The 19,984-nt window shown below is 45.0% G+C and carries 16 protein-coding genes; all 16 read left to right on the top strand.

The window, feature by feature from the left end; translation table 11 throughout:
• Positions 1-13: 13 nt before the first annotated feature.
• Entirely contained in the window at positions 14-1,555 is a 1,542-nt protein-coding gene (locus LRR81_RS06615) for an acyl-CoA carboxylase subunit beta (RefSeq protein ID WP_231788486.1), read from the top strand.
• 237 nt (positions 1,556-1,792) lie between these two features.
• Entirely contained in the window at positions 1,793-2,704 is a 912-nt protein-coding gene (locus tag LRR81_RS06610) for a 2-dehydropantoate 2-reductase (protein ID WP_231788485.1), read from the top strand.
• Positions 2,705-2,771: 67 nt separating this feature from the next.
• Positions 2,772-4,391: a bacillithiol biosynthesis cysteine-adding enzyme BshC gene (gene bshC, locus LRR81_RS06605; RefSeq protein WP_231788484.1), complete on the top strand. Its 1,620-nt coding sequence runs from the start codon at positions 2,772-2,774 to the stop codon at positions 4,389-4,391.
• Between the two features lie 124 nt (positions 4,392-4,515).
• Positions 4,516-4,947 carry a division/cell wall cluster transcriptional repressor MraZ gene (gene mraZ, locus LRR81_RS06600; RefSeq protein ID WP_231788483.1) on the top strand — a complete coding sequence of 144 codons (432 nt, stop codon included), beginning with the start codon at positions 4,516-4,518 and terminating at the stop codon, positions 4,945-4,947.
• A 77-nt stretch (positions 4,948-5,024) separates the two neighbouring features.
• Positions 5,025-5,957: a 16S rRNA (cytosine(1402)-N(4))-methyltransferase RsmH gene (gene rsmH / locus LRR81_RS06595; protein WP_231788482.1), complete on the top strand. Its 933-nt coding sequence runs from the start codon at positions 5,025-5,027 to the stop codon at positions 5,955-5,957.
• Positions 5,958-6,002: 45 nt separating this feature from the next.
• A complete protein-coding gene (gene ftsL / locus LRR81_RS06590) occupies positions 6,003-6,374 on the top strand; it encodes a cell division protein FtsL (protein ID WP_231788481.1) in 372 nt (123 codons plus the stop codon).
• A 6-nt stretch (positions 6,375-6,380) separates the two neighbouring features.
• Positions 6,381-8,588 carry a penicillin-binding protein gene (locus tag LRR81_RS06585; protein ID WP_231788480.1) on the top strand — a complete coding sequence of 736 codons (2,208 nt, stop codon included), beginning with the start codon at positions 6,381-6,383 and terminating at the stop codon, positions 8,586-8,588.
• A 215-nt stretch (positions 8,589-8,803) separates the two neighbouring features.
• Positions 8,804-10,747 carry a stage V sporulation protein D gene (locus LRR81_RS06580; protein WP_231788479.1) on the top strand — a complete coding sequence of 648 codons (1,944 nt, stop codon included), beginning with the start codon at positions 8,804-8,806 and terminating at the stop codon, positions 10,745-10,747.
• 166 nt (positions 10,748-10,913) lie between these two features.
• Complete coding sequence (locus tag LRR81_RS06575) at positions 10,914-12,383, top strand: UDP-N-acetylmuramoyl-L-alanyl-D-glutamate--2,6-diaminopimelate ligase (protein ID WP_231788478.1); 1,470 nt, start codon at positions 10,914-10,916, stop codon at positions 12,381-12,383.
• A 140-nt stretch (positions 12,384-12,523) separates the two neighbouring features.
• Positions 12,524-13,498, top strand: a complete 975-nt coding sequence (gene mraY / locus LRR81_RS06570; protein WP_231788477.1) for a phospho-N-acetylmuramoyl-pentapeptide-transferase — start codon at positions 12,524-12,526, stop codon at positions 13,496-13,498.
• Positions 13,499-14,851: a UDP-N-acetylmuramoyl-L-alanine--D-glutamate ligase gene (gene murD, locus LRR81_RS06565; RefSeq protein WP_231788476.1), complete on the top strand. Its 1,353-nt coding sequence runs from the start codon at positions 13,499-13,501 to the stop codon at positions 14,849-14,851.
• 68 nt (positions 14,852-14,919) lie between these two features.
• The gene (gene spoVE, locus LRR81_RS06560) at positions 14,920-16,020 is read left to right on the top strand and encodes a stage V sporulation protein E (RefSeq protein WP_231788475.1); all 1,101 of its coding nucleotides are present in this window, start codon (positions 14,920-14,922) and stop codon (positions 16,018-16,020) included.
• 193 nt (positions 16,021-16,213) lie between these two features.
• Positions 16,214-17,308: an undecaprenyldiphospho-muramoylpentapeptide beta-N-acetylglucosaminyltransferase gene (gene murG / locus LRR81_RS06555; RefSeq protein ID WP_231788474.1), complete on the top strand. Its 1,095-nt coding sequence runs from the start codon at positions 16,214-16,216 to the stop codon at positions 17,306-17,308.
• 25 nt (positions 17,309-17,333) lie between these two features.
• Positions 17,334-18,239: a UDP-N-acetylmuramate dehydrogenase gene (gene murB / locus LRR81_RS06550; RefSeq protein WP_231788473.1), complete on the top strand. Its 906-nt coding sequence runs from the start codon at positions 17,334-17,336 to the stop codon at positions 18,237-18,239.
• Positions 18,240-18,464: 225 nt separating this feature from the next.
• On the top strand, positions 18,465-19,268 hold the full coding sequence (locus tag LRR81_RS06545) for a cell division protein FtsQ/DivIB (RefSeq protein WP_231788472.1): 804 nt from the start codon (positions 18,465-18,467) through the stop codon (positions 19,266-19,268).
• The gene (locus LRR81_RS06540) at positions 19,252-19,956 is read left to right on the top strand and encodes a DUF881 domain-containing protein (protein WP_231788471.1); all 705 of its coding nucleotides are present in this window, start codon (positions 19,252-19,254) and stop codon (positions 19,954-19,956) included. Before LRR81_RS06545 ends, LRR81_RS06540 begins: the two co-directional genes overlap by 17 nt.
• The last annotated feature ends 28 nt before the right edge of the window (positions 19,957-19,984 follow it).

Raw genomic sequence — 19,984 nt, 5'->3', positions numbered from 1 at the left:
AGGAGGGATCATCATGCTGAACATACAGGAGCTTGAGCAAGAACTGAAAAGCGCCAATGAGCGCATAGAAGCCGGGGGTTTCCCGAAATATCACGAAAAAATGAAACAGCAGAATAAATTGTTTGCAAGGGACAGGCTGAACCGTCTTTTTGATAATGGCATTTATTCTGAAGACGGAAAGTTTGCCAACTTTCAGGCTGATGATCTTCCGGCAGACGGAGTCATCACAGCAATTGGGAAGGTAAACGGGCGCACGGTTTGCGTAATGGCAAATGATTCTACAATTAAAGCTGGTTCCTGGGGTGCGAGAACGGTTGAAAAGATTATCCGCATTCAGGAAACTGCTGAAAAAATGAGAGTTCCTCTTCTTTATCTTGTTGATTCAGCTGGAGCAAGAATTACAGACCAAATTGACATGTTTCCAAACAGAAGGGGAGCAGGCCGCATTTTTCATAATCAGGTCAGGCTTTCCGGCATGATTCCCCAAATATGCCTGCTGTTCGGTCCATCTGCTGCAGGCGGGGCCTACATTCCGGCTTTCTGCGATATCGTAATAATGGTTGACGGAAATGCATCCATGTATCTTGGTTCACCGAGGATGGCGGAGAAGGTGATCGGTGAAAAAGTATCGCTTGAAGAAATGGGCGGTGCCCGCATGCATTGTACAGTCAGCGGCTGCGGCGATGTGCTGGCAGCAACGGAAGAAGAAGCCATCCTGAAAGCAAAGGATTACCTTGGATATTTTCCGCAGAACTTTACGGGAAAAACAGCTGTCAGTGAACCAATTGAACCAAAGACAGGAAAAAGGCTATCAGAGATCATTCCTCAAAACCAGAATGCACCGTTTAATATGTATGAATGCATTGAAGCTTTAATTGACGAAGGCAGTTTTTTTGAGATGAAAAAGCTGTTTGCACAGGAACTCATCACAGGGTTTGGAAGAATTGACGGAAAAACGGTCGGCATTATTGCGAACCAGCCCAGGGTAAAAGGGGGCGTTCTCTTTATCGACTCAGCTGATAAGGCCGCAAAATTTATCTCTCTTTGCGATGCTTATCATATTCCGCTTCTGTTCCTTGCTGATGTTCCGGGTTTTATGATCGGTACAAAGGTTGAACGTGCAGGAATTATCCGCCACGGCGCAAAAATGATTGCAGCGATGAGCTCTGCTGATGTGCCGAAAATCTCTGTTGTTGTCAGAAAAGCTTATGGTGCAGGTCTATACGCTATGGCAGGCCCTGCTTTTGAACCAGACTGCTGCATCGCCCTGCCGACAGCCCAGATTGCCGTAATGGGACCTGAGGCAGCTGTAAATGCAGTGTACTCAAATAAGATTAATGAAATCGAAGATCCAGCTGAAAAAGCGCAGTATGTTAAGCAAAAGCAGGAAGAATATAAAGAGCATATTGACATTTACAAGCTTGCATCAGAAATGATTGTGGATCATATTGTCGCAGCAGATGAGCTGAGAAATGAACTTGTTCTCCGCTTTGAACAATATGAAACGAAATTTATGGAGCCAGCAGCAAGAAAGCATCCTGTATTTCCGGTATAAACTTCTCCTGGCTGGCTATGTAAAAGAGTTTTGTTCATTTTTTGAGCACCTGTTGATTGGAGTGGCGGGCTGGAGAATCACCGCCCGCCCCGCGGAAAGCGGATGCCTGAGTACTGCGATCAACAGCCAAGTTGAAGAGAGCCAGCCTTCTTGTTGAAAAAGGACAGTCTTTGGGCTGTTCTTTTTTTTGATTTTCGCCCTGAAAGCTTTTTCTGTTATAGTAGGAGAAAAACTAGAATGGCGGACAAATGGATGAATTCTATCGGCATCATTGGCGGCGGAGCCATGGGGCTTTTGCTTGCAGGATATTTATCAGAAGATCGGAAGGTTACGCTTTATACGAGGAGAAAAGATCAGGCAGAGCTCATTCAACAGAATGGGATAAGTATTTTATCAGGCGGCGAAGAGCACATCAGGGAGATAAAGGCCTCGGACGGGAAACAATATGAAGAAGATACTTTGTTTATAACGGTGAAACAGTTTCATCTTGATCCTGTCATTCAGAATTTGAAAGAGAGAGAAGGCAAAAAGCTGATTTTTCTTCAAAACGGCATGGGGCATATTGAAAAGCTTCAGGAGCTTTCAGGCCATGCTGTCTATCCCGGAACAGCGGGACATGGCGCTCAAAAGCTGACTGACCGGGCTGTCAGGCACAATGGGCAAGGTGTAATCAAAATTTGTTCCTTTGCCGAAAGCTCACTTGAAGAATTGCAGCATCTGCTGCCAGCCCGCTCTCCGCTTCAATTCCAATTTGAGCAGGACTGGAAGCACGTATTGGAGGAGAAGCTTCTCGTAAACGCCTGCATTAATCCTTTAACAGCCCTGTTCCGCACGGAAAACGGAATGCTGCTGGACAATCCGTTTTTTTATGAGGCATTTAAAACGGTATATAAGGAAGCTTCCGCTGTTCTGGACAGCAAGTTTGACATTGCGCTGGCAGAAGAGGTCTGCAGAAATACTGCCCAAAACAGGTCCTCCATGCTGCAGGATGCTGAAAAAAGAAATAAGACAGAAATTGATGCCATTACAGGCTACTTGCTGAAGGAAGCAAGAAAAAAACACCTTTCTGTTCCGCTGCTTGAGTTTTTGGACACGGCCGTTAAAGGGCTCACGGAAAATGACAAGCACGGGATAAAACACTTTCTTTAACAAAGGCTGCCAGAAATGCTATACTCTTTTCGGGACTTAACTTAGACCGAGAAAGGAAGACCATCATATGGAGATTGTTGAACTCTCCCTGCCATCCGGAAACACATTTGTACAATCGCTGTTAACAAAACAGCTGAAAAGCGAACAATATTTTCACTATAGCATACACAATGAGCAGTCTTATGCAGACAGACTGGATTACATAGCGAATCAAACTTATAACAGGGAAGATCTCGTACAGTATTTGCACAGCTATAATAAAAAGTACGGATCAGAAGCTTCCATGAAAAACATAGACCGGCTGAGGGATCCTAAAAGCAGTGCTGTCATCGGCGGACAGCAGGCAGGCCTGCTTACAGGACCGCTGTATACTGTTCATAAAATCATCTCCATTATCGTGCTGGCAAGACAGCAGGAGCAAGCTTTAAAGGAAGCGGTTGTGCCGGTCTTCTGGATTGCCGGCGAGGACCATGATTTTGCCGAAATCAATCATGTTTACATAGAAGATAAAGGACGTCCGAAGAAAAAAAGCATTCAGCAAATGCAAATTGAAAAGGGATCTGTGGCAAAAATGCCGATCGATCGGGAAAAGTGTTCTGTCTGGGTTGACGAAATATTTCAATCTTTCGGAGAAACACAGCATACAAACACGCTGAAAGCGGGAGTTCTGTCTGCTCTTGAAAAATCAGAAACGTATACGGACTTTTTCGAATGGCTTGTGATGGATCTTTTTAAAGAAGAAGGTCTTGTGCTGGTCAATTCAGGAGACCCGGAGATCCGAAGCCTTGAGCAGGGATTTTTCAAAACGCTTGTACAGCAGAATGCTGCTATTGAAGAAGCTGTTCTGAAGCAGCAGGCATTGATGAAAGAAAACGGCTACTCTCCCATTATTGAAATGGCAGAAAACACGACTGGCCTGTTTTATGAACACCAGGGGGAAAGGCTTCTTCTCTACAGGAATGGCCAAACATACTGCACTGCAGCAAATGAAGTCTGTTTAGAAGAAAGCGAGCTGCTCGGACTGCTGGACACGCACCCCGAGAGATTCAGCAACAATGTTGTCACAAGGCCAATGATGCAGGAATATTTATTTCCGGCGCTTGCCTTTATTGCGGGACCTGGAGAAATAACTTACTGGGGCGAACTGAAGCAGGCGTTTGAAGCGGCAGGAATGAAAATGCCTCTTGTTGTTCCGAGGCTGAATATTACGCTTTTAGAGCGGGCGGTAGAAGCCGATCTTCAGGAGCTGCAGATGGATACTGAAAAGGCCTTTTTTGGAGATCTCGGCATGCTGCAGGAGGAGTGGCTTGACAGCCGAAAAACGGTTCCGTTTGAGCCGCTTGCACAAGAAGTGAAAGAAAAGATAGACTCTCTTCACAGCCGATTAAGAGAAGCGGCTGTTGAGGTTGACAGCAGTCTGGCAGGATTTGCGGAAAAAAACCAGCAATTTATCTTAAATCAGATCAGCATACTTGAAAAGGCTGTCGAAAAAAGCGTAAGACTTCAGAACTATAACGAAATCAGCAAGTTTGAGCGGATTTCGAACGCAATCAAACCGAACGGCCACCCTCAGGAGAGAATATGGAACATTTTCTGCTATATGAATAAATATGGAAGCAATATTCTGCAGGATCTTACAGAACTGCCATTTTCCTTTAATTATCAACACAAGGTTGTCAAAATTTAAATGAATTTTTTTAAAAATCCTGTGCTTCGCAGGGTTTTTTTTTATATCAATAACGTGTAATATAGGAAGTGGAGATAAGTGGGGGAAAGTGGTGAGCTGAGGAAAGAAAGTGGGGACAGCCTTCATGTTTATGGGAGAATACTATCATACAATTGACATAAAAGGCCGTATGATCGTACCTTCCAAATTCAGAGAGGGACTTGGCGAATCATTCGTTGTCACCCGGGGCCTTGATCACTGTCTTTTCGGATACCCTATGAATGAATGGAATGTACTTGAAGAAAAACTTAAAACACTTCCTCTAACGAAGAAAGATGCGCGCGCCTTTACCCGCTTTTTCTTTTCCGGCGCAACAGAATGCGAATTGGACAAGCAAGGGCGCGTCAACCTGCCCGCTCCGCTCCTGAGTTATGCAAAGCTTGAGAAAGAATGCGTCATCATCGGCGTTTCAAATCGGATTGAAATATGGAGCAAGCCAGTATGGGAACAGTATACTAAAGAGCAAGAAGATTCCTTTGAGGAAATTGCTGAAAACATGATTGGCTTTGATATATAATAGGGTTTTGTGCAAAACTGTTACTGGCTATTTTTCTCCATAGCAGCTGATTTAAAACAAAGGTGGTTACTCAAAGAATGTTTGAACATACAACAGTGTTATTAAAAGAAACAGTGGACGGCCTCGCAATTAAAGAAGATGGTACATATGTCGACTGCACACTTGGCGGAGCCGGGCACAGTTCCTATCTGCTGTCAAAGCTTGGGGCAAATGGAAAGCTGTATGCATTTGATCAGGATGACACAGCACTCCATAATGCAGAAAAGCTTTTGGCAGGCTTTCAATCACAAGTAACACTGATTAAAAGCAATTTTCAAAACTTGAAGCAAGAATTGAATGAAAGAGGAGTCGAGAAAGTCGATGGCATTTTATTCGATTTAGGCGTTTCTTCGCCTCAGCTTGACACTCCTGAAAGAGGCTTCAGCTATCATCATGATGCACCGCTTGATATGAGAATGGACCGGGATTCTTCCCTGTCTGCCTATGAAGTTGTCAACGAATGGCCTTATGAAGAATTGGTTAAAATTTTCTTCCGCTACGGCGAAGAAAAATTCTCCAAGCAAATTGCAAGGAAGATTGAAGCAAAGAGGGAAACGGCACCAATTAAAACCACTGGAGAACTGGTTGAGCTTATTAAAGAGGGGATACCTGCTCCAGCAAGAAGGACCGGCGGGCATCCGGCAAAGCGGGTTTTCCAGGCAATCCGGATTGCTGTAAACGATGAGCTGAAGGTGTTTGAAAACGCGCTGGAGCAAGCAATGGATTTATTGAATCCCGGAGGCAGAATAAGCGTGATTACCTTCCATTCGCTTGAGGACCGAATTTGCAAAACAGCATTTAAAAAAGCATCCGAGCTGCCGCAGCTGCCGCCGGGTCTGCCGGTTATTCCGGAAGGTTTTGAACCGGAAATCAAACTGATTACTAGAAAGCCGATCCTTCCTTCAGAAGAAGAGCTGGAAGTTAATAACAGGGCAAGATCGGCGAAGCTGCGAATCGCGGAAAAAATATAAAAAGAGATAGATGAAAAGCTATCCCTTGGACGAGGAGGTCCTTCAATGAGCAATCTGGCATATAAAGTTCAGCAGCGCCAGCAGGTGCAAAAACAGGAGAGGCAGCAGGCGGTCCAGCCGCAGAAAGTTGTCATCAAAAGACGTTCAGCCATAACCGCAGGAGAAAAGCTGCTGTTCATCCTATTCACCGCTGTCATTTTAATCAGTGCGGTGAAAATTCTTTCAAACAGTGTCGCTGTTTACAAGACCAATGTGGAAATCCAGAAGCTTCAAGCAGATGTAGATACTCAGGCAAAAGCGAACAGCGACCTTCAAGTCCAGGTAAAAGAATTAAGCAACTACGACAGAATTTATTCCAAAGCAAAAGCAATGGGGCTTACATTGGATAAAAACAACGTGAAATCGGTACAGGATTGAGCTAGTATGAAAAAGAATAAAAACATGAACAGGGGAGCAGGCATACTGAGTATTGTATTTGCATTGCTCTTCTTTGTTGTTGCAGCGAGATTCCTTTACATACAGATTACGGGCTCCGCTGACGGCGAAGCACTTGCTGTCAAAGCGGAAGAGAAATATAAGCACAGCAGAACACTTGAAGCACAGAGAGGATCCATTCTGGATCAAAGGGGAGAGGCGCTTGCACAGGATACGTCATCCTTTACGGTCGCGGCGATCCTTGACAGCAGCCTGACAACAGACCCGAAAAAGCCTCAGCACGTAGTTGATAAAGAAATGACAGCTGAAAAGCTTGCCCCGGTTCTTAATATGAGCAAAGAGGATCTTCTCCGCTACCTGAATAAAGATGCAAAGCAGGTGGAGTTCGGTGCCAACGGGCGCAGCCTGAATCAGGCGAAAGAGCTTCAGATCGAAAAACTTAACCTGCCGGGAATCGCCTTTACAAGAGAAAAGAAGCGGTTCTATCCGAATGGCATGTTTGCATCAGATGTAATCGGCTATGCAGCCAAAAAGGATGTTGACGGTAAGCAGGAAATTACAGGAGTCATGGGATTGGAAAAGAGCCTGGATTCTCTTTTAAAGGAGAAGGACGGGCTGATTGAATATGAAAGCGACCATTATGGCTGGAAGCTTCCGAACAGCAAAGATAAAATCACGCCTCCGCAAAACGGCGACAATGTTTATTTAACAGTCGACCAGAAAATTCAAACCTTTTTGGAAGACGCGATGAGTCAGGCAGCCCAAAAATACAAGCCGAAAAAAATCATCGCCATCGTAGCAGATCCTAAAACAGGAAAAATCCTTGCGATGGGCCAAAGACCAAGCTTTGATCCGAACAAGCGGAACATTACCAACTATTACAGTGACGCAGTCGGCTATCCGTTTGAACCAGGCTCAACGATGAAAATTTATACTGTTGCATCTGCCATGGAAGAAGGCGTATATAACGGCAAGGAAAAATATAAATCAGGCACGTACAAAGTCGGCAGCAACACCATTCACGACCATAATGACGCCGGCTGGGGCACCATTACATTTGATGAAGGAGTTCAGCACTCATCAAACGTTGCGATGGCCTACCTTGAGGATAAGAAGCTTGGACCGGATAAGTTTAGAAGCTATTTATCGAAATTCGGCTTTGATAAAAAAACAGGCATCGATTTGCCTGGAGAAGCCGGAAGCAAAATTAACTTTGATTCAAAGCTTTCCCAAATCAGTGCAGCTTTTGGACAAGGCTCAGCCTTTACGGCCATTCAGCAGATACAGGCTGCTTCAGCCATTGCCAACAATGGCACAATGATGAAGCCTTATGTGATTGATAAAGTCACTGATCCAAATTCAGGAAAAGTACTGAAGGAAAACAAACCTGCACCGGCAGGAAAGCCAGTCTCTGCAGAAACAGCACAAAAGATGCGGGAGCTGCTCTATCAAGTCGTTAATTCAAAAATCGGGACTGGCCGGCCTTATCAGATCCCAGGCTATGATATAGCAGGGAAGACTGGAACAGCACAGGTTGCCGGCCCTAACGGACGGTATTTGTCAGGCAGAGAGAATTTCCTTTTCTCCTTTATGGGTATGGCACCGGCTAAAAATCCGCAGCTGCTTGTTTATGTAGGCGTGCAGCAGCCGGAATTGAAACCGACGGAAACAGGCAGTATGCCGGTATCAGATATTTTTAAAACAGTTATGAAAAACAGCCTCCAATACTTGCAAATTCGCCCTGAAAATGAGCCTGAAGAAAAGCGTGCCGTAACGAAAAAAGATCTTGGGCAGCCATTCAGCTCATATATTGGGAAAGATATTGGAGCAGCAGCCAAAGAAGTTAAATCAAAAAGCATGAACCCGATTGTGCTGGGATCCGGGAAAAAGGTTACCGCGCAGTATCCATCTGAGGGAACGAATGTGACACCGAATGAACGCGTTATTCTTCAGACGGAAGGGCAGCTGAAAATGCCGGACATGACTGGCTGGACAAAACGGGATGTCCTAAGGCTAGCTGACCATTTGAATCTCCGGCTTGCCTCATCAGGGAGCGGGTTTGTCGTCAGCCAGAGCATTCCTAAAGGCAGCGCGCTGAAGAGAGACTATCTTTTAAATGTGAACTTTATGACTCAGTCTCAAATGGCAGCAAAGCAAAAGGATGATTCCGCAAAAAAGCAAAGTGAAGACCAATAGAATATGAGGATGCTGCAGACCTTGGAGCATCCAGACAAAAGAGCTGGCTGCGGCCGGCTCTTTTGTATCCATTTCCCTTCCTGACTGTCTGAAGCCTCGGAACCTCCGAAGGCTTTTCTCTAATTCGATAACCCGTTATAGCACTTGCGCTCCGTTCTAATCCGGCATGTACAAGCATATAGTTGAACGGATGATAGACAAGGAGTGATAAGGCAATGCGGGTGTCGCAGGTAACTGTCCGAAAGAGGCTGACGCTTATATTGGCGGTAGGATTTTTAGTGTTTTTGGTCATAGATGCAAGGCTTGGCTTTGTTCAGTTTGTGCTTGGTAACAAGCTGACTGCAGGTGCAAAAGATCTCTGGAGCAGGAACATCCCTTTTGAACCCGAACGGGGGGAAATCCTCGACCGCAATGGGGTTAAGCTGGCAGCAAACAAAAGTGCTCCAACCGTCTACGCGGTCCCCCGCCAGATTGAAAACCCAGGAGATGCTGCCGATAAACTGGCCGCTGCTTTAAATATGTCCAGAGAAAAGGCATACAGCTATCTGACGAAAAAGACCTCAATGGTCAAGATCAATCCTGAAGGAAGAAAGATCTCTCATGAAAAAGCAAAGGAAATCCGCAATCTCGGCATCAAAGGAGTCTACATTGCGGAGGACAGCAAAAGATACTATCCTTTTGGCAGCTACCTGTCCCATGTGCTCGGATTTGCCGGGATAGACAACCAGGGGCTGCTTGGTCTTGAGGCTTACTATGACAAAGAATTGAGCGGGCAAAAAGGATATGTAAAATTTTATTCCGATGCCAAAGGAAAGAGAATGCCCGGCGAAGCGGATGATTACAAAGCGCCTGTTGACGGCAGCAATCTGGAGCTGACCATCGATTCAAAGGTGCAGACAATTGTAGAGAGAGAGTTAAATCTCGCACAGGCAGCCTACAACCCCGACGGCATGATTGCGATTGCAATGAATCCGAATACAGGTGAAATATTGGCCATGTCTTCGAGGCCGAATTTTAATCCCGGAGATTATAAAAACGTCGATCCAAAAGTTTATAACCGAAACCTGCCTGTCTGGAGCAACTATGAGCCAGGGTCCACCTTCAAGATTATTACTCTCGCAGCAGCGCTTGAGGAGAAAAAAGTAGATCTGGAACATGATCATTTTTACGATGGGGGTGCTGTCCAGGTAGCAGGGGCAAGGCTCAGGTGCTGGAAAAGGGGAGGGCATGGATCTGAGACGTTTCTTGAAGTTGTGCAGAATTCCTGCAACCCAGGGTTTGTAGAGCTCGGCGACAGGCTCGGAAAAAATAAACTGTTCAAGTATATCCGTGATTTCGGGTTTGGGCAGAAGACAGGCATTGACTTGCAGGGAGAAGGGAAGGGTATCCTTTTCAGCATTGCAAGGGTAGGGCCTGTTGAACAGGCTACAACAGCTTTTGGACAGGGTGTTTCCGTAACTCCTATTCAGCAGGTGGCTGCAGTGTCAGCTGCAGTAAATGGAGGGATCTTATATACCCCTTATGTTGCAAAAGAGTGGCTCAATCCCGCAAATGGCTCTGTGATCAGCAAAAAAGAGCCTAAAGCAAAAAGACGGGTTATCTCAGAATCTACCTCAAAGCAAATCCGCTATGCTCTAGAAAGTGTTGTTGCACAGGGAACAGGCGGAAAAGCGTTCGTTGAAGGATACCGTGTCGGCGGCAAAACAGGAACAGCCCAGAAGGTCCAGAACGGCGCTTATATGAAAAATAACTTTATCGTTTCCTTTATAGGCTTCGCGCCTGCTGATAATCCGCAGCTCGTTGTTTATGTAGCAGTTGACAACCCTAAAGGAACAGTGCAATTCGGCGGAACGGTTGCTGCTCCGATAGTAGGAAATATTATGAGAGACAGCCTGCCTGAAATAGGAGTTAAACCGAGCAAAAACCAAATTGAAAAAGAATACAAATATTTAGACACAAAAATGATCAAAGTTCCGAACCTTTTAGGGCTTTCGCGGGAGGAGCTTTCCGAGCAGCTGGTGAATTTAAAGCTTGATGCAGCAGGCAGCGGAGATAGAGTCCTTCAGCAGGCGCCAAAAGCCGGAGTCAAGGTGAAGGAAGGCTCAACGGTCAGAATTTTTATGGGAGCAGGCACTGAGGAACCGGAAAAGGACAACTAAAAAAGGATTTCAAGGATTCAGAATGGCCTGAATCCTTGAAATCCCTTTATCTTTTGCTTGAATAGGATGGCTCTTTTTCTATAATTGTTATAGAATATTTACTGAATGCATCATGAAAGCTCCTTAGAAAAGACATAAGAGTGTGAATTGAGAGGTTTGATAAAAAATGAAGCTGGAAAAGCTGCTATCCTATTTGCAATACCCTAGATTTAAAGTGGAAGAGGACATAGAGATCTCATCCATCGAAATGGATTCCAGGAATGCCGGTAAGGGCAGCCTGTTTGTCTGCATCAGCGGATACACCGTTGACGGGCATGATTTTGCTGAAAAAGCACTTGAAAACGGCGCTTCAGCCGTCTTGGCAGAAAGAGAGCTGGATTTGCCGGTGTCTGTATTTGTTGTACCTGATACAAAAAGAGCTCTAGCTGTGCTTGCGGATGCTTTTTACGGTCAGCCGACCCAGCGCCTTCACTTAATCGGAGTAACAGGAACGAATGGGAAAACGACTGTGACCCATCTTATTGAAAAGGTTCAGAGAGCTGCCGGAAAAGAAACGGGCATGATCGGGACCATGTACATAAAAATCGGCGACGAAACAGAAGAAGTTAAAAACACGACGCCTGACAGTCTGACGCTGCAGAAAACTTTCCGTAAAATGGCTGACAGGGGAGTGGACAGTGCTGTGATGGAAGTTTCCAGCCACGCTCTTCATCTTGGAAGGGTTCATGGCTGTGATTATGATGTGGCGGTGTTTACTAATTTAACACAGGACCATCTTGATTATCATAAATCCATGGAAGCTTACAAGAATGCCAAAGGCCTTCTGTTTGCCCAGCTTGGCAGCCGGTTTGATTTACATAAGCCAAAGTTTGCTGTTTTAAATCAGGATGATCCTGCATCAGAAGAATACAAGCACATGACATCTGCGCACATCTTAACCTACGGCATTGACAGCAGGGCTGATGTGATGGCGAAAAATATTGAAATGACAGCTTCAGGGACTAAATTTGATCTCGTAACTCCTGAAGAAACGGCTGCACTTGAAATCAAGCTGATCGGCAAGTTCAGTATTTATAACATTCTTGCCTGTACTGGCGCCTGTCTGGCATCAGGCATTCCTCTTTCTGTTATTAAAGGCGCTTTGGAAGGGATGGAAGGGGTAAGAGGGCGGTTTGAAGTGGTTGACGGCGGCCAGCCGTTTGCTGTAATCGTTGATTATGCCCACACTCCTGACAGTCTGGAAAATGTTCTGAAAACAATCAGACAGTTTGCTGCAGGCAAAGTCTTTACCGTTGTTGGCTGCGGAGGGGACAGGGACAGGACAAAAAGGCCGATAATGGCAAGGGTCGCGGCAGCCTATTCAGATGAGCCGATTTTCACTTCTGATAATCCGAGGAGCGAATCTCCTGAAGCTATCCTTAAAGATATGGAACAAGGCGTGCAGGGTGAGCATTACCACTCAATTTCCAACCGCGAGCAGGCGATTTCCTTCGCGATTGCAAATGCGAAAGAAAATGATGTTGTGCTGATTGCCGGAAAAGGGCATGAAACCTACCAGATTATCGGCAGCCAGGTGTTTGATTTTGATGACAGGGAAGCGGCATTAAAAGCCATTAAGGAATTTGCCAATGATTGAACAGAAAAATAGAATGCTGAACGAACAACGCGGAAAAGAGCTGTGGAACACGATGAATAAATTACTTATGTGCCAAACTGCCGGCAGAAGCTTTACAGGCAGAATAATAACCTCACGCAATTTGAAAGGGGTGCGGTAATATGCTGCAGCAGGTAATCCTGTTTACAATTATGATGGGTTTTCTCATCAGCGTATTGCTTTCGCCATTTTTAATTCCATTTTTGCGGAGGCTTAAATTTGGACAGAGCATCAGAGATGAAGGACCAAAATCCCACCAGAAGAAATCCGGCACGCCGACGATGGGAGGCGTGATGATCATCCTTTCCATTATCGTCACAACCCTTGTGATGACAGGAAAGTTTTCAAAGCCGGGCGTTGAAACATGGCTGCTGCTGTTTGTCACGTTCGGATATGGCGTTTTAGGATTTTTAGATGATTTTATTAAAGTTGTGATGAAACGGAATCTTGGGCTTACTTCAAAACAAAAGCTCATCGGCCAAATCATCATTGCCGTTATCTTCTATCTTGTTTTCAAGCAGTATGGATTTTCATCGGCCATTAGTATCCCAGGAACTGATTTTTCTTTTGACATCGGCTTTCTTTATGCCATTTTAATCGTGTTCATGCTGGTGGGCGGATCAAATGCCGTCAATTTGACAGATGGCCTTGACGGTCTTCTATCAGGAACAGCCGCCATTGCTTTTGGAGCGTTTGCCGTTCTTGCCTGGAATCAGTCTCAATATGACGTTGCCATCTTCTGTGTGGCAGTTGTAGGGGCTGTGCTCGGATTTCTTGTTTTTAACGCCCATCCTGCAAAAGTATTTATGGGCGACACCGGATCACTTGCCCTTGGCGGAGCGATTGTGACAGTGGCAATCCTGACAAAGCTTGAGATCCTTCTTGTCTTAGTAGGCGGAGTATTTGTTATCGAAACTCTTTCCGTTATTATTCAGGTGATTTCTTTTAAAACAACAGGAAAAAGGGTATTTAAGATGAGCCCCCTTCATCACCATTATGAATTGACTGGATGGTCTGAATGGCGGGTAGTCGTCACGTTCTGGACAGTGGGGCTTTTATTTGCCGTACTGGGAATCTATATCGAGGTGTGGATGTAAGTGAAACAGACAGATCGTTTTAAAGAGAAAAATATTTTAGTCCTTGGACTTGCAAAAAGCGGTTTGGCAGCAGCCAAACTGCTTCATTCGCTTGGAGCGGATGTCCTTGTCAATGACCAAAAACCGTACGAAGAAAATGAAGCAGCACAGGAACTGAATTCGCTCGGCATCAAGTGTATCTGCGGCAGCCATCCGCTTCATCTTATTGATGAGAAAACAGACTTTGTTGTAAAAAATCCGGGAATACCATACAGCAACCCGCTGCTTCAGAAAGCTTTAGAATTGACTGTTCCGATCCTGACAGAGGTTGAGCTTGCCTACCTTATATCAGAAGCCCCGATCATTGGAATTACAGGCTCAAACGGCAAAACCACCACAACAACGCTTGTGCATGAGATGCTTAATGCAGACGGGCAGAAAGCGCTGATTGCAGGGAATATAGGCACTGTTGCCTGTGAAGTGGCCCAAACTGCAGACAGTGACAGCGTGATTGTCATGGAGCTGTCCTCCTTCCAGCTGCTTGGAACAAATGAATTCAAGCCGAAGATTGCCATGGTTTTGAATTTGTTTGATGCTCATCTTGATTACCATGGAACAAGAGAAGAATATGCAAAGGCTAAAGGAAGAATTTATCAGAATCAGTCTGAAGGAGATTACTCAGTAATTAATCTGGATGACAAGGAAGCATCAAGGCTTGCACAAAACTCAAAAGCTGATAAAGTATTTTTTTCTGTCAGGAAAAAATTGGACAAGGGCGCCTGCCTGCATGAAGGCAAAATCCTTTTCAATGGCGAAATCATTATGCAGGCTGACGAAATTGTCCTTCCTGGAAAGCATAATCTTGAAAATATCCTGGCAGCCGTTGCAGCAGTTAAATTGCATGGCTGCAGCAATGAAGCGATTCGAAAGGTGCTGACAGAATTTAAAGGAGTCAGGCACCGCCTGCAATTTATCGATACAATAGACGGCCGGAAATTTTATAACGATTCCAAGGCGACAAATATTCTGGCAACATCAAAGGCATTGCAGGCGTTTACTCAGCCTGTCATCCTGCTTGCAGGAGGGCTTGACAGAGGCAATGAATTCGATGAACTGAAACCATTTTTCCGAAATGTCAAAGCGCTGATTGCTTTTGGACAAACAGCGCCTAAGCTCGAAAGAACAGCAAAGGAAGCGGGAATAGCACTTATTCAGCTGACCGATAATGTGGAAACAGCTGCAGCTGCAGCTTTTGAAGTATCTGAAAAAGGCGATGTGATCTTGTTGTCGCCAGCCTGTGCGAGCTGGGATCAATATAAAACCTTTGAGCAAAGAGGAGACATGTTTGAAGCTGCCGTGCATAAGCTGAAATAAGGGCTTGTACGGTACGAAGGATGCCAATATTCTTTAAGCCCTAATTTACAAAATTGGGGTGTTTGGCAGTGGCGGCAAAAAAAACGGCACCGGACTACATACTCATTATCGCAACGCTTCTTTTACTTGGAATCGGGCTAATCATGGTCTACAGCGCAAGCGCTGTCTGGGCAGACTATAAATTTGATGACTCATTTTTCTTTGCGAAAAGACAGCTCCTGTTTGCGGCAATCGGTGTAGCAGGCATGTTTTTTATTATGAACCTTGATTATTGGTCCTGGAGAACGTGGGCAAAGCTATTGGTCATCATTTGCTTTGTGCTTCTCGCAGCTGTTCTCGTTCCGGGAATCGGCATGGTCAGAAACGGTTCCAGAAGCTGGATCGGCATAGGGGCATTTTCGATACAGCCGTCAGAATTTATGAAATTTGCGATGATCGCATTTCTTGCAAAGTACTTATCGGAAAATCAAAAAAAGATCACTTCTTTCAGAAAAGGGCTTGTCCCATCACTAGCCCTTGTGTTTACTGCGTTTGGCATGATCATGCTGCAGCCTGACCTCGGCACCGGAACCGTCATGGTCGGAACCTGCATTGTGATGATATTTGCGGCAGGAGCAAGAATCAGCCATTTTGCCGGTCTTGGACTGCTGGGATTGACCGGCTTTATTGCGCTCATTCTTTCTGCCCCTTACCGGATCAAAAGGATCACCTCTTTTCTTGATCCGTGGCAGGACCCTCTTGGCAGCGGATTTCAAATAATCCAGTCACTTTACGCCATCGGGCCAGGGGGACTTTTCGGACTGGGCCTTGGCCAAAGCAGGCAAAAGTTTTTCTATTTGCCTGAACCGCAGACAGACTTTATTTTTGCGATTATCTCAGAAGAGCTGGGCTTTATCGGGGGCACCATCGTCCTGCTGCTGTTTTCTCTCCTTCTGTGGAGGGGGATAAAGATCGCACTTGGAGCACCTGACCTTTACGGAAGTTTTCTGGCTCTCGGCATCATCAGCATGGTTGCGATACAGGTTATGATCAACGTGGGCGTTGTGACAGGACTGATGCCTGTCACCGGCATCACGCTTCCGTTTTTAAGCTATGGAGGATCTTCTCTGACTTTGATGCTGATGGCGGTCGGTGTACTTCTGAACATCAGCCGTTATTCAAAGTATTAGGCTTTAGATGGATTCTTATTGCAAAAACCATGAAGAGATTTGTCTTTTATCTGAAACTTCCCTTTCAGAAAGAGCTGTCTTTCCGTTATAATAAAACCCGGATGACCCTGTTGAATAAACAGGGTTGTCCAGTTTACAAGGGAATCTGGAGTTACCACGAAGGAAATACTGATGCAAGAGCGGAGGAGCTACTATGAAAATCGCAGTCAGCGGCGGAGGCACCGGCGGACATATTTATCCGGCACTTGCCTTAATTAATGAAATTAAAAAACAAAACCCGGAAGCAGAGTTTTTATACATAGGAACAGAAGCAGGACTTGAAAAAAACATCGTCACAAGAAGCGGTATTCCCTTTAAATCAATTGAAATCACGGGCTTCAGACGGAAACTGAGTTTTGAAAATGCCAAAACAGTGATGAGGTTTCTCAAGGGTGTAAAGGACAGCAAAAGATACTTAAAAGATTTTAAGCCTGACGCTGTTATCGGGACGGGAGGCTATGTCTGCGGGCCAGTAGTTTATGCAGCGTCAAAGCTTGGCATTCCGACTGCCATTCATGAACAGAACAGTCTGCCTGGACTGACGAACAAGTTTCTTTCCAGATATGTGAATAAAGTGGCTGTCTGCTTTGAAGAAGCAAAGGCACATTTTCCATCTCAGAAGGTTGTGATGACAGGCAATCCAAGAGCGTCAGAAGTTGCGGCCTTGGCTGCAGGCAAAGGAAAGGCGGCTCTTGGACTTTCGCCAGGGATAAAAACCGTTCTTATCTTTGGCGGAAGCAGGGGTGCAAAGGCAATTAATGAGGCAGTTCTTGATATGCTGCCAGCATTCAAAGGGAAAAACTATCAGGTGTTATATGTAACAGGCGAAGTCCATTATGAAGCCGTGATGGCAGAAGTCAATAAAACCGGAAATCCAGATAATGTGCATATTAAGCCGTTTATTCATAACATGCCTGAAGTTCTCGGCAGCATTGATTTGATCGTCGGCAGAGCAGGGGCTACATCTCTTGCAGAAATCACAGCACTCGGATTGCCGAGCATCTTGATTCCAAGCCCTTATGTAACGGCAAATCACCAGGAAGTCAATGCAAGATCGCTCAGCGATCACGGGGCAGCTGTGCTTCTTTTAGAAAAAGAACTGAACGGAAATGTGCTTCTAAAAGAAATTGACGGCATCATGGAAGAACAGGGACGTCTGTTTGAAATGAGTGCTGCATCCAAAAAGCTTGGCATGCCTGATGCTGCAACTAGACTTTATGACGTGCTTCAAAGCATCAGCAAAAAATAACCAGCATCTGCTACAGGAGGGTATCATGGAAAAACTTTTAGAAGAATTGGAGCAGGCTGATGTCGGCAAAGTATCCGCCAATGAGCCTCTTGCCAAATATACAACAATCAAAATCGGGGGACCTGCTGATATACTGGTTCAGCCGAAGGATATAGAAAGCATCGGAAAAACGATTCAAATAATTAAAAAACATCATGCAAACTGGAGGGCAATCGGAAGAGGCTCCAATTTGCTTGTATCCGATAAGGGAATCGAAGGCGTTGTGATAAAGCTCGGGAACGGGCTTGACCATATCGAAACAGACGGGGAAACCGTAACTGCAGGCGGAGGAGTCTCCATTGTTAAGCTTTCTACCATGCTTAGCAAACAGGGGCTGTCAGGGCTTGAGTTTGCGAGCGGCATACCAGGTTCTATAGGCGGCGCAGTTTATATGAACGCGGGAGCCCACGGATCAGATATGTCATATATTCTTGTCAAAGCGCACATTCTTTTCGAGGATGGAACGATGGAGTGGCTGACAGTGGATGAAATGGAATACTCCTACAGGACTTCTGTTCTCCAGAAGAAGCGTCCGGGCATTTGCCTTGAAGCCGTTTTACAGCTAAAGGCGGGCAAAAAAGAGGACATTACGGCAGTTATGCAGAAAAATAAAGACTATAGAAGAGAAACACAGCCGTGGAACTATCCTTGTGCAGGCAGCATTTTCAGAAATCCTCTTCCGGAATATGCAGGGCAGCTTGTTGAAAAAGCAGGGCTTAAAGGGCATAAAATAGGCGGCGCTCAAATATCAGAGATGCATGGCAACTTTATAGTCAATGCCGGCGGTGCTACTGCCAAAGATGTTCTGGATCTGATACAATATGTGCAAAAAACGATCTCGGAAAAATATGGCGTTGCAATGGAAACAGAAGTAGAAATAATTGGGCGGTAACTGAAGAACAGTCTCTTTATTATCAGGCTGATGTGCTATAATGACCAATATAGGAGCAAATGTAACGGCATCCTGCATGCCGTTTTCTCTTATCCATTTTTATGGCGCACTGCATACATGAGGCAATGATATGAATTTTATCCGGCTGGAATGGGTTAGCTGCAGCCGGTCTTACCGATAGATGAAATTCTAGATATCGAAATATCTAGATGAGGTGAAAGCAGATTGAAAACAAAAGACGGCCGGGAAAATATTATTCCAATTGATGAAAGAATTCCAAAGCTTAAGGAGCAGCGCAAGCAAAAAACGAACAAGAGACTGATCTTTTTTTTGTCGGTTTTCTTTGTTCTGCTGCTTTTGGTCATCTACTTCCAGTCGCCCTTAAGCAAAGTAAATGAGGTAAATGTTAAAGGAAATAAGTATGTTTCATCAGAAGAAATCATAAAACTGAGCGGCATTACAGCCAATACCGGTTTTTGGAACATCCAGGATGACAAAGTTTTTTCTAATGTATCAAAGCAAAAAGAGATAAAAAGTATCCGAATTTTGAAGTCTTTCCCTAATAAAGTGACCATCGCTGTCGAAGAGTATGAACGGATAGCATATGCTGAGAAGTCCGGCCATTATTATCCTGTCCTGGAAAATGGACAAGTCCTGGGTTCTGTATCGGATCACTTTCCATCTGATGCCCCTCTGCTGATGAACTGGAAAAACGCGGAACAGCTTCAGGAAATGGGCGCTGAGCTTTCAAAGCTCCCGGAAGGTATCATAAACTCAATTTCTGAAATTTCTTTTCAGCCTGAAAAAACGGACCAAAATCATTTGGAACTCTATATGACGGAAGGATATGAAGTCAGTGCCAGCATGGAAAATTTTGCTGATAAAATGCTTTCCTATCCAGCTGTAATCAAACAGCTAAGTCCCGGAGCAAAAGGGATTATACATATGGAAGTCGGCACCTATTTTGAATCCTTTGACAAGAAAGATGAGGACAAAAAGGAAGGGGAGAAGAATGAAGCAGAGAGGTAGGTACATTATCCTCTCTTTCGTTATGCTTGTTTTAGGCTTCTTAATATCTTTCTCCTATCAGCTGACAAATGAAAAGAAAGAAGGCCACAGCCTTTCTTCGGGCCAATGGAAAGAAGAATACAAGGCACGGGAACAGCTGATTGGGCAGGAAGAAGAAAACAAGAAACTGCAAAGAGAATTATTTGAAAAACAAACCAGCGTCAGAAAATTTGAAGAAAGCCTCAAGGCTGAGAAACAAAGCTACTCCACACTGGTGGATCAAGCAGAGAAATACCGTATGTATACAGGTGAAACAGGAGTGAAAGGCCAGGGCATCCAAGTGACCCTTAAGGACGCCTCCTATGTGCCTGAAGGCGAGAATGTCAACAATTACATCGTTCATGAAGGGCACATTTTCAAAGTGCTTAATGAATTGCTCATTTCCGGAGCGGCGGCTGTCTCCGTTAACGGACAGCGAATGTTCAGCGATTCTTACCTTTTCTGCAACGGGCCTGTTGTTACAGTGAACGGCAACCAGTTTCCTGCCCCCTTTGTAATTTCAGCAATCGGAAATCCTGACGTTTTAGAGAAGGCCCTTAATATTTCAGGCGGTGTCATCGACCAGCTTGCATACGATAATGTGGTCGTTACAGTTGAAAAAAAGGACATCCGGATGGATGCCTCCCTTCAGGATGAAAGCACTCCATGAAAAGGGATGAATACAGGGCTGGAAAGGT

This window comes from Metabacillus kandeliae, from assembly GCF_021166585.1.
Classification (GTDB): Bacteria; Bacillota; Bacilli; order Bacillales; family Bacillaceae; genus Metabacillus_B; species Metabacillus_B kandeliae.
This window is presented reverse-complemented; position numbering and strand designations above follow the sequence as displayed.

Excerpts from the sequence above, each read along its gene's own strand:
- LRR81_RS06615 (WP_231788486.1), top strand. The coding sequence starts at position 14 with ATGCTGAACATACAGGAGCTTGAGCAAGAACTGAAAAGCGCCAATGAG.
- LRR81_RS06610 (WP_231788485.1), top strand. The coding sequence starts at position 1,793 with ATGGCGGACAAATGGATGAATTCTATCGGCATCATTGGCGGCGGAGCC.
- bshC (WP_231788484.1), top strand. The coding sequence starts at position 2,772 with ATGGAGATTGTTGAACTCTCCCTGCCATCCGGAAACACATTTGTACAA.
- mraZ (WP_231788483.1), top strand. The coding sequence starts at position 4,516 with ATGTTTATGGGAGAATACTATCATACAATTGACATAAAAGGCCGTATG.
- rsmH (WP_231788482.1), top strand. The coding sequence starts at position 5,025 with ATGTTTGAACATACAACAGTGTTATTAAAAGAAACAGTGGACGGCCTC.
- ftsL (WP_231788481.1), top strand. The coding sequence starts at position 6,003 with ATGAGCAATCTGGCATATAAAGTTCAGCAGCGCCAGCAGGTGCAAAAA.
- LRR81_RS06585 (WP_231788480.1), top strand. The coding sequence starts at position 6,381 with ATGAAAAAGAATAAAAACATGAACAGGGGAGCAGGCATACTGAGTATT.
- LRR81_RS06580 (WP_231788479.1), top strand. The coding sequence starts at position 8,804 with ATGCGGGTGTCGCAGGTAACTGTCCGAAAGAGGCTGACGCTTATATTG.
- LRR81_RS06575 (WP_231788478.1), top strand. The coding sequence starts at position 10,914 with ATGAAGCTGGAAAAGCTGCTATCCTATTTGCAATACCCTAGATTTAAA.
- mraY (WP_231788477.1), top strand. The coding sequence starts at position 12,524 with ATGCTGCAGCAGGTAATCCTGTTTACAATTATGATGGGTTTTCTCATC.
- murG (WP_231788474.1), top strand. The coding sequence starts at position 16,214 with ATGAAAATCGCAGTCAGCGGCGGAGGCACCGGCGGACATATTTATCCG.
- murB (WP_231788473.1), top strand. The coding sequence starts at position 17,334 with ATGGAAAAACTTTTAGAAGAATTGGAGCAGGCTGATGTCGGCAAAGTA.
- LRR81_RS06540 (WP_231788471.1), top strand. The coding sequence starts at position 19,252 with ATGAAGCAGAGAGGTAGGTACATTATCCTCTCTTTCGTTATGCTTGTT.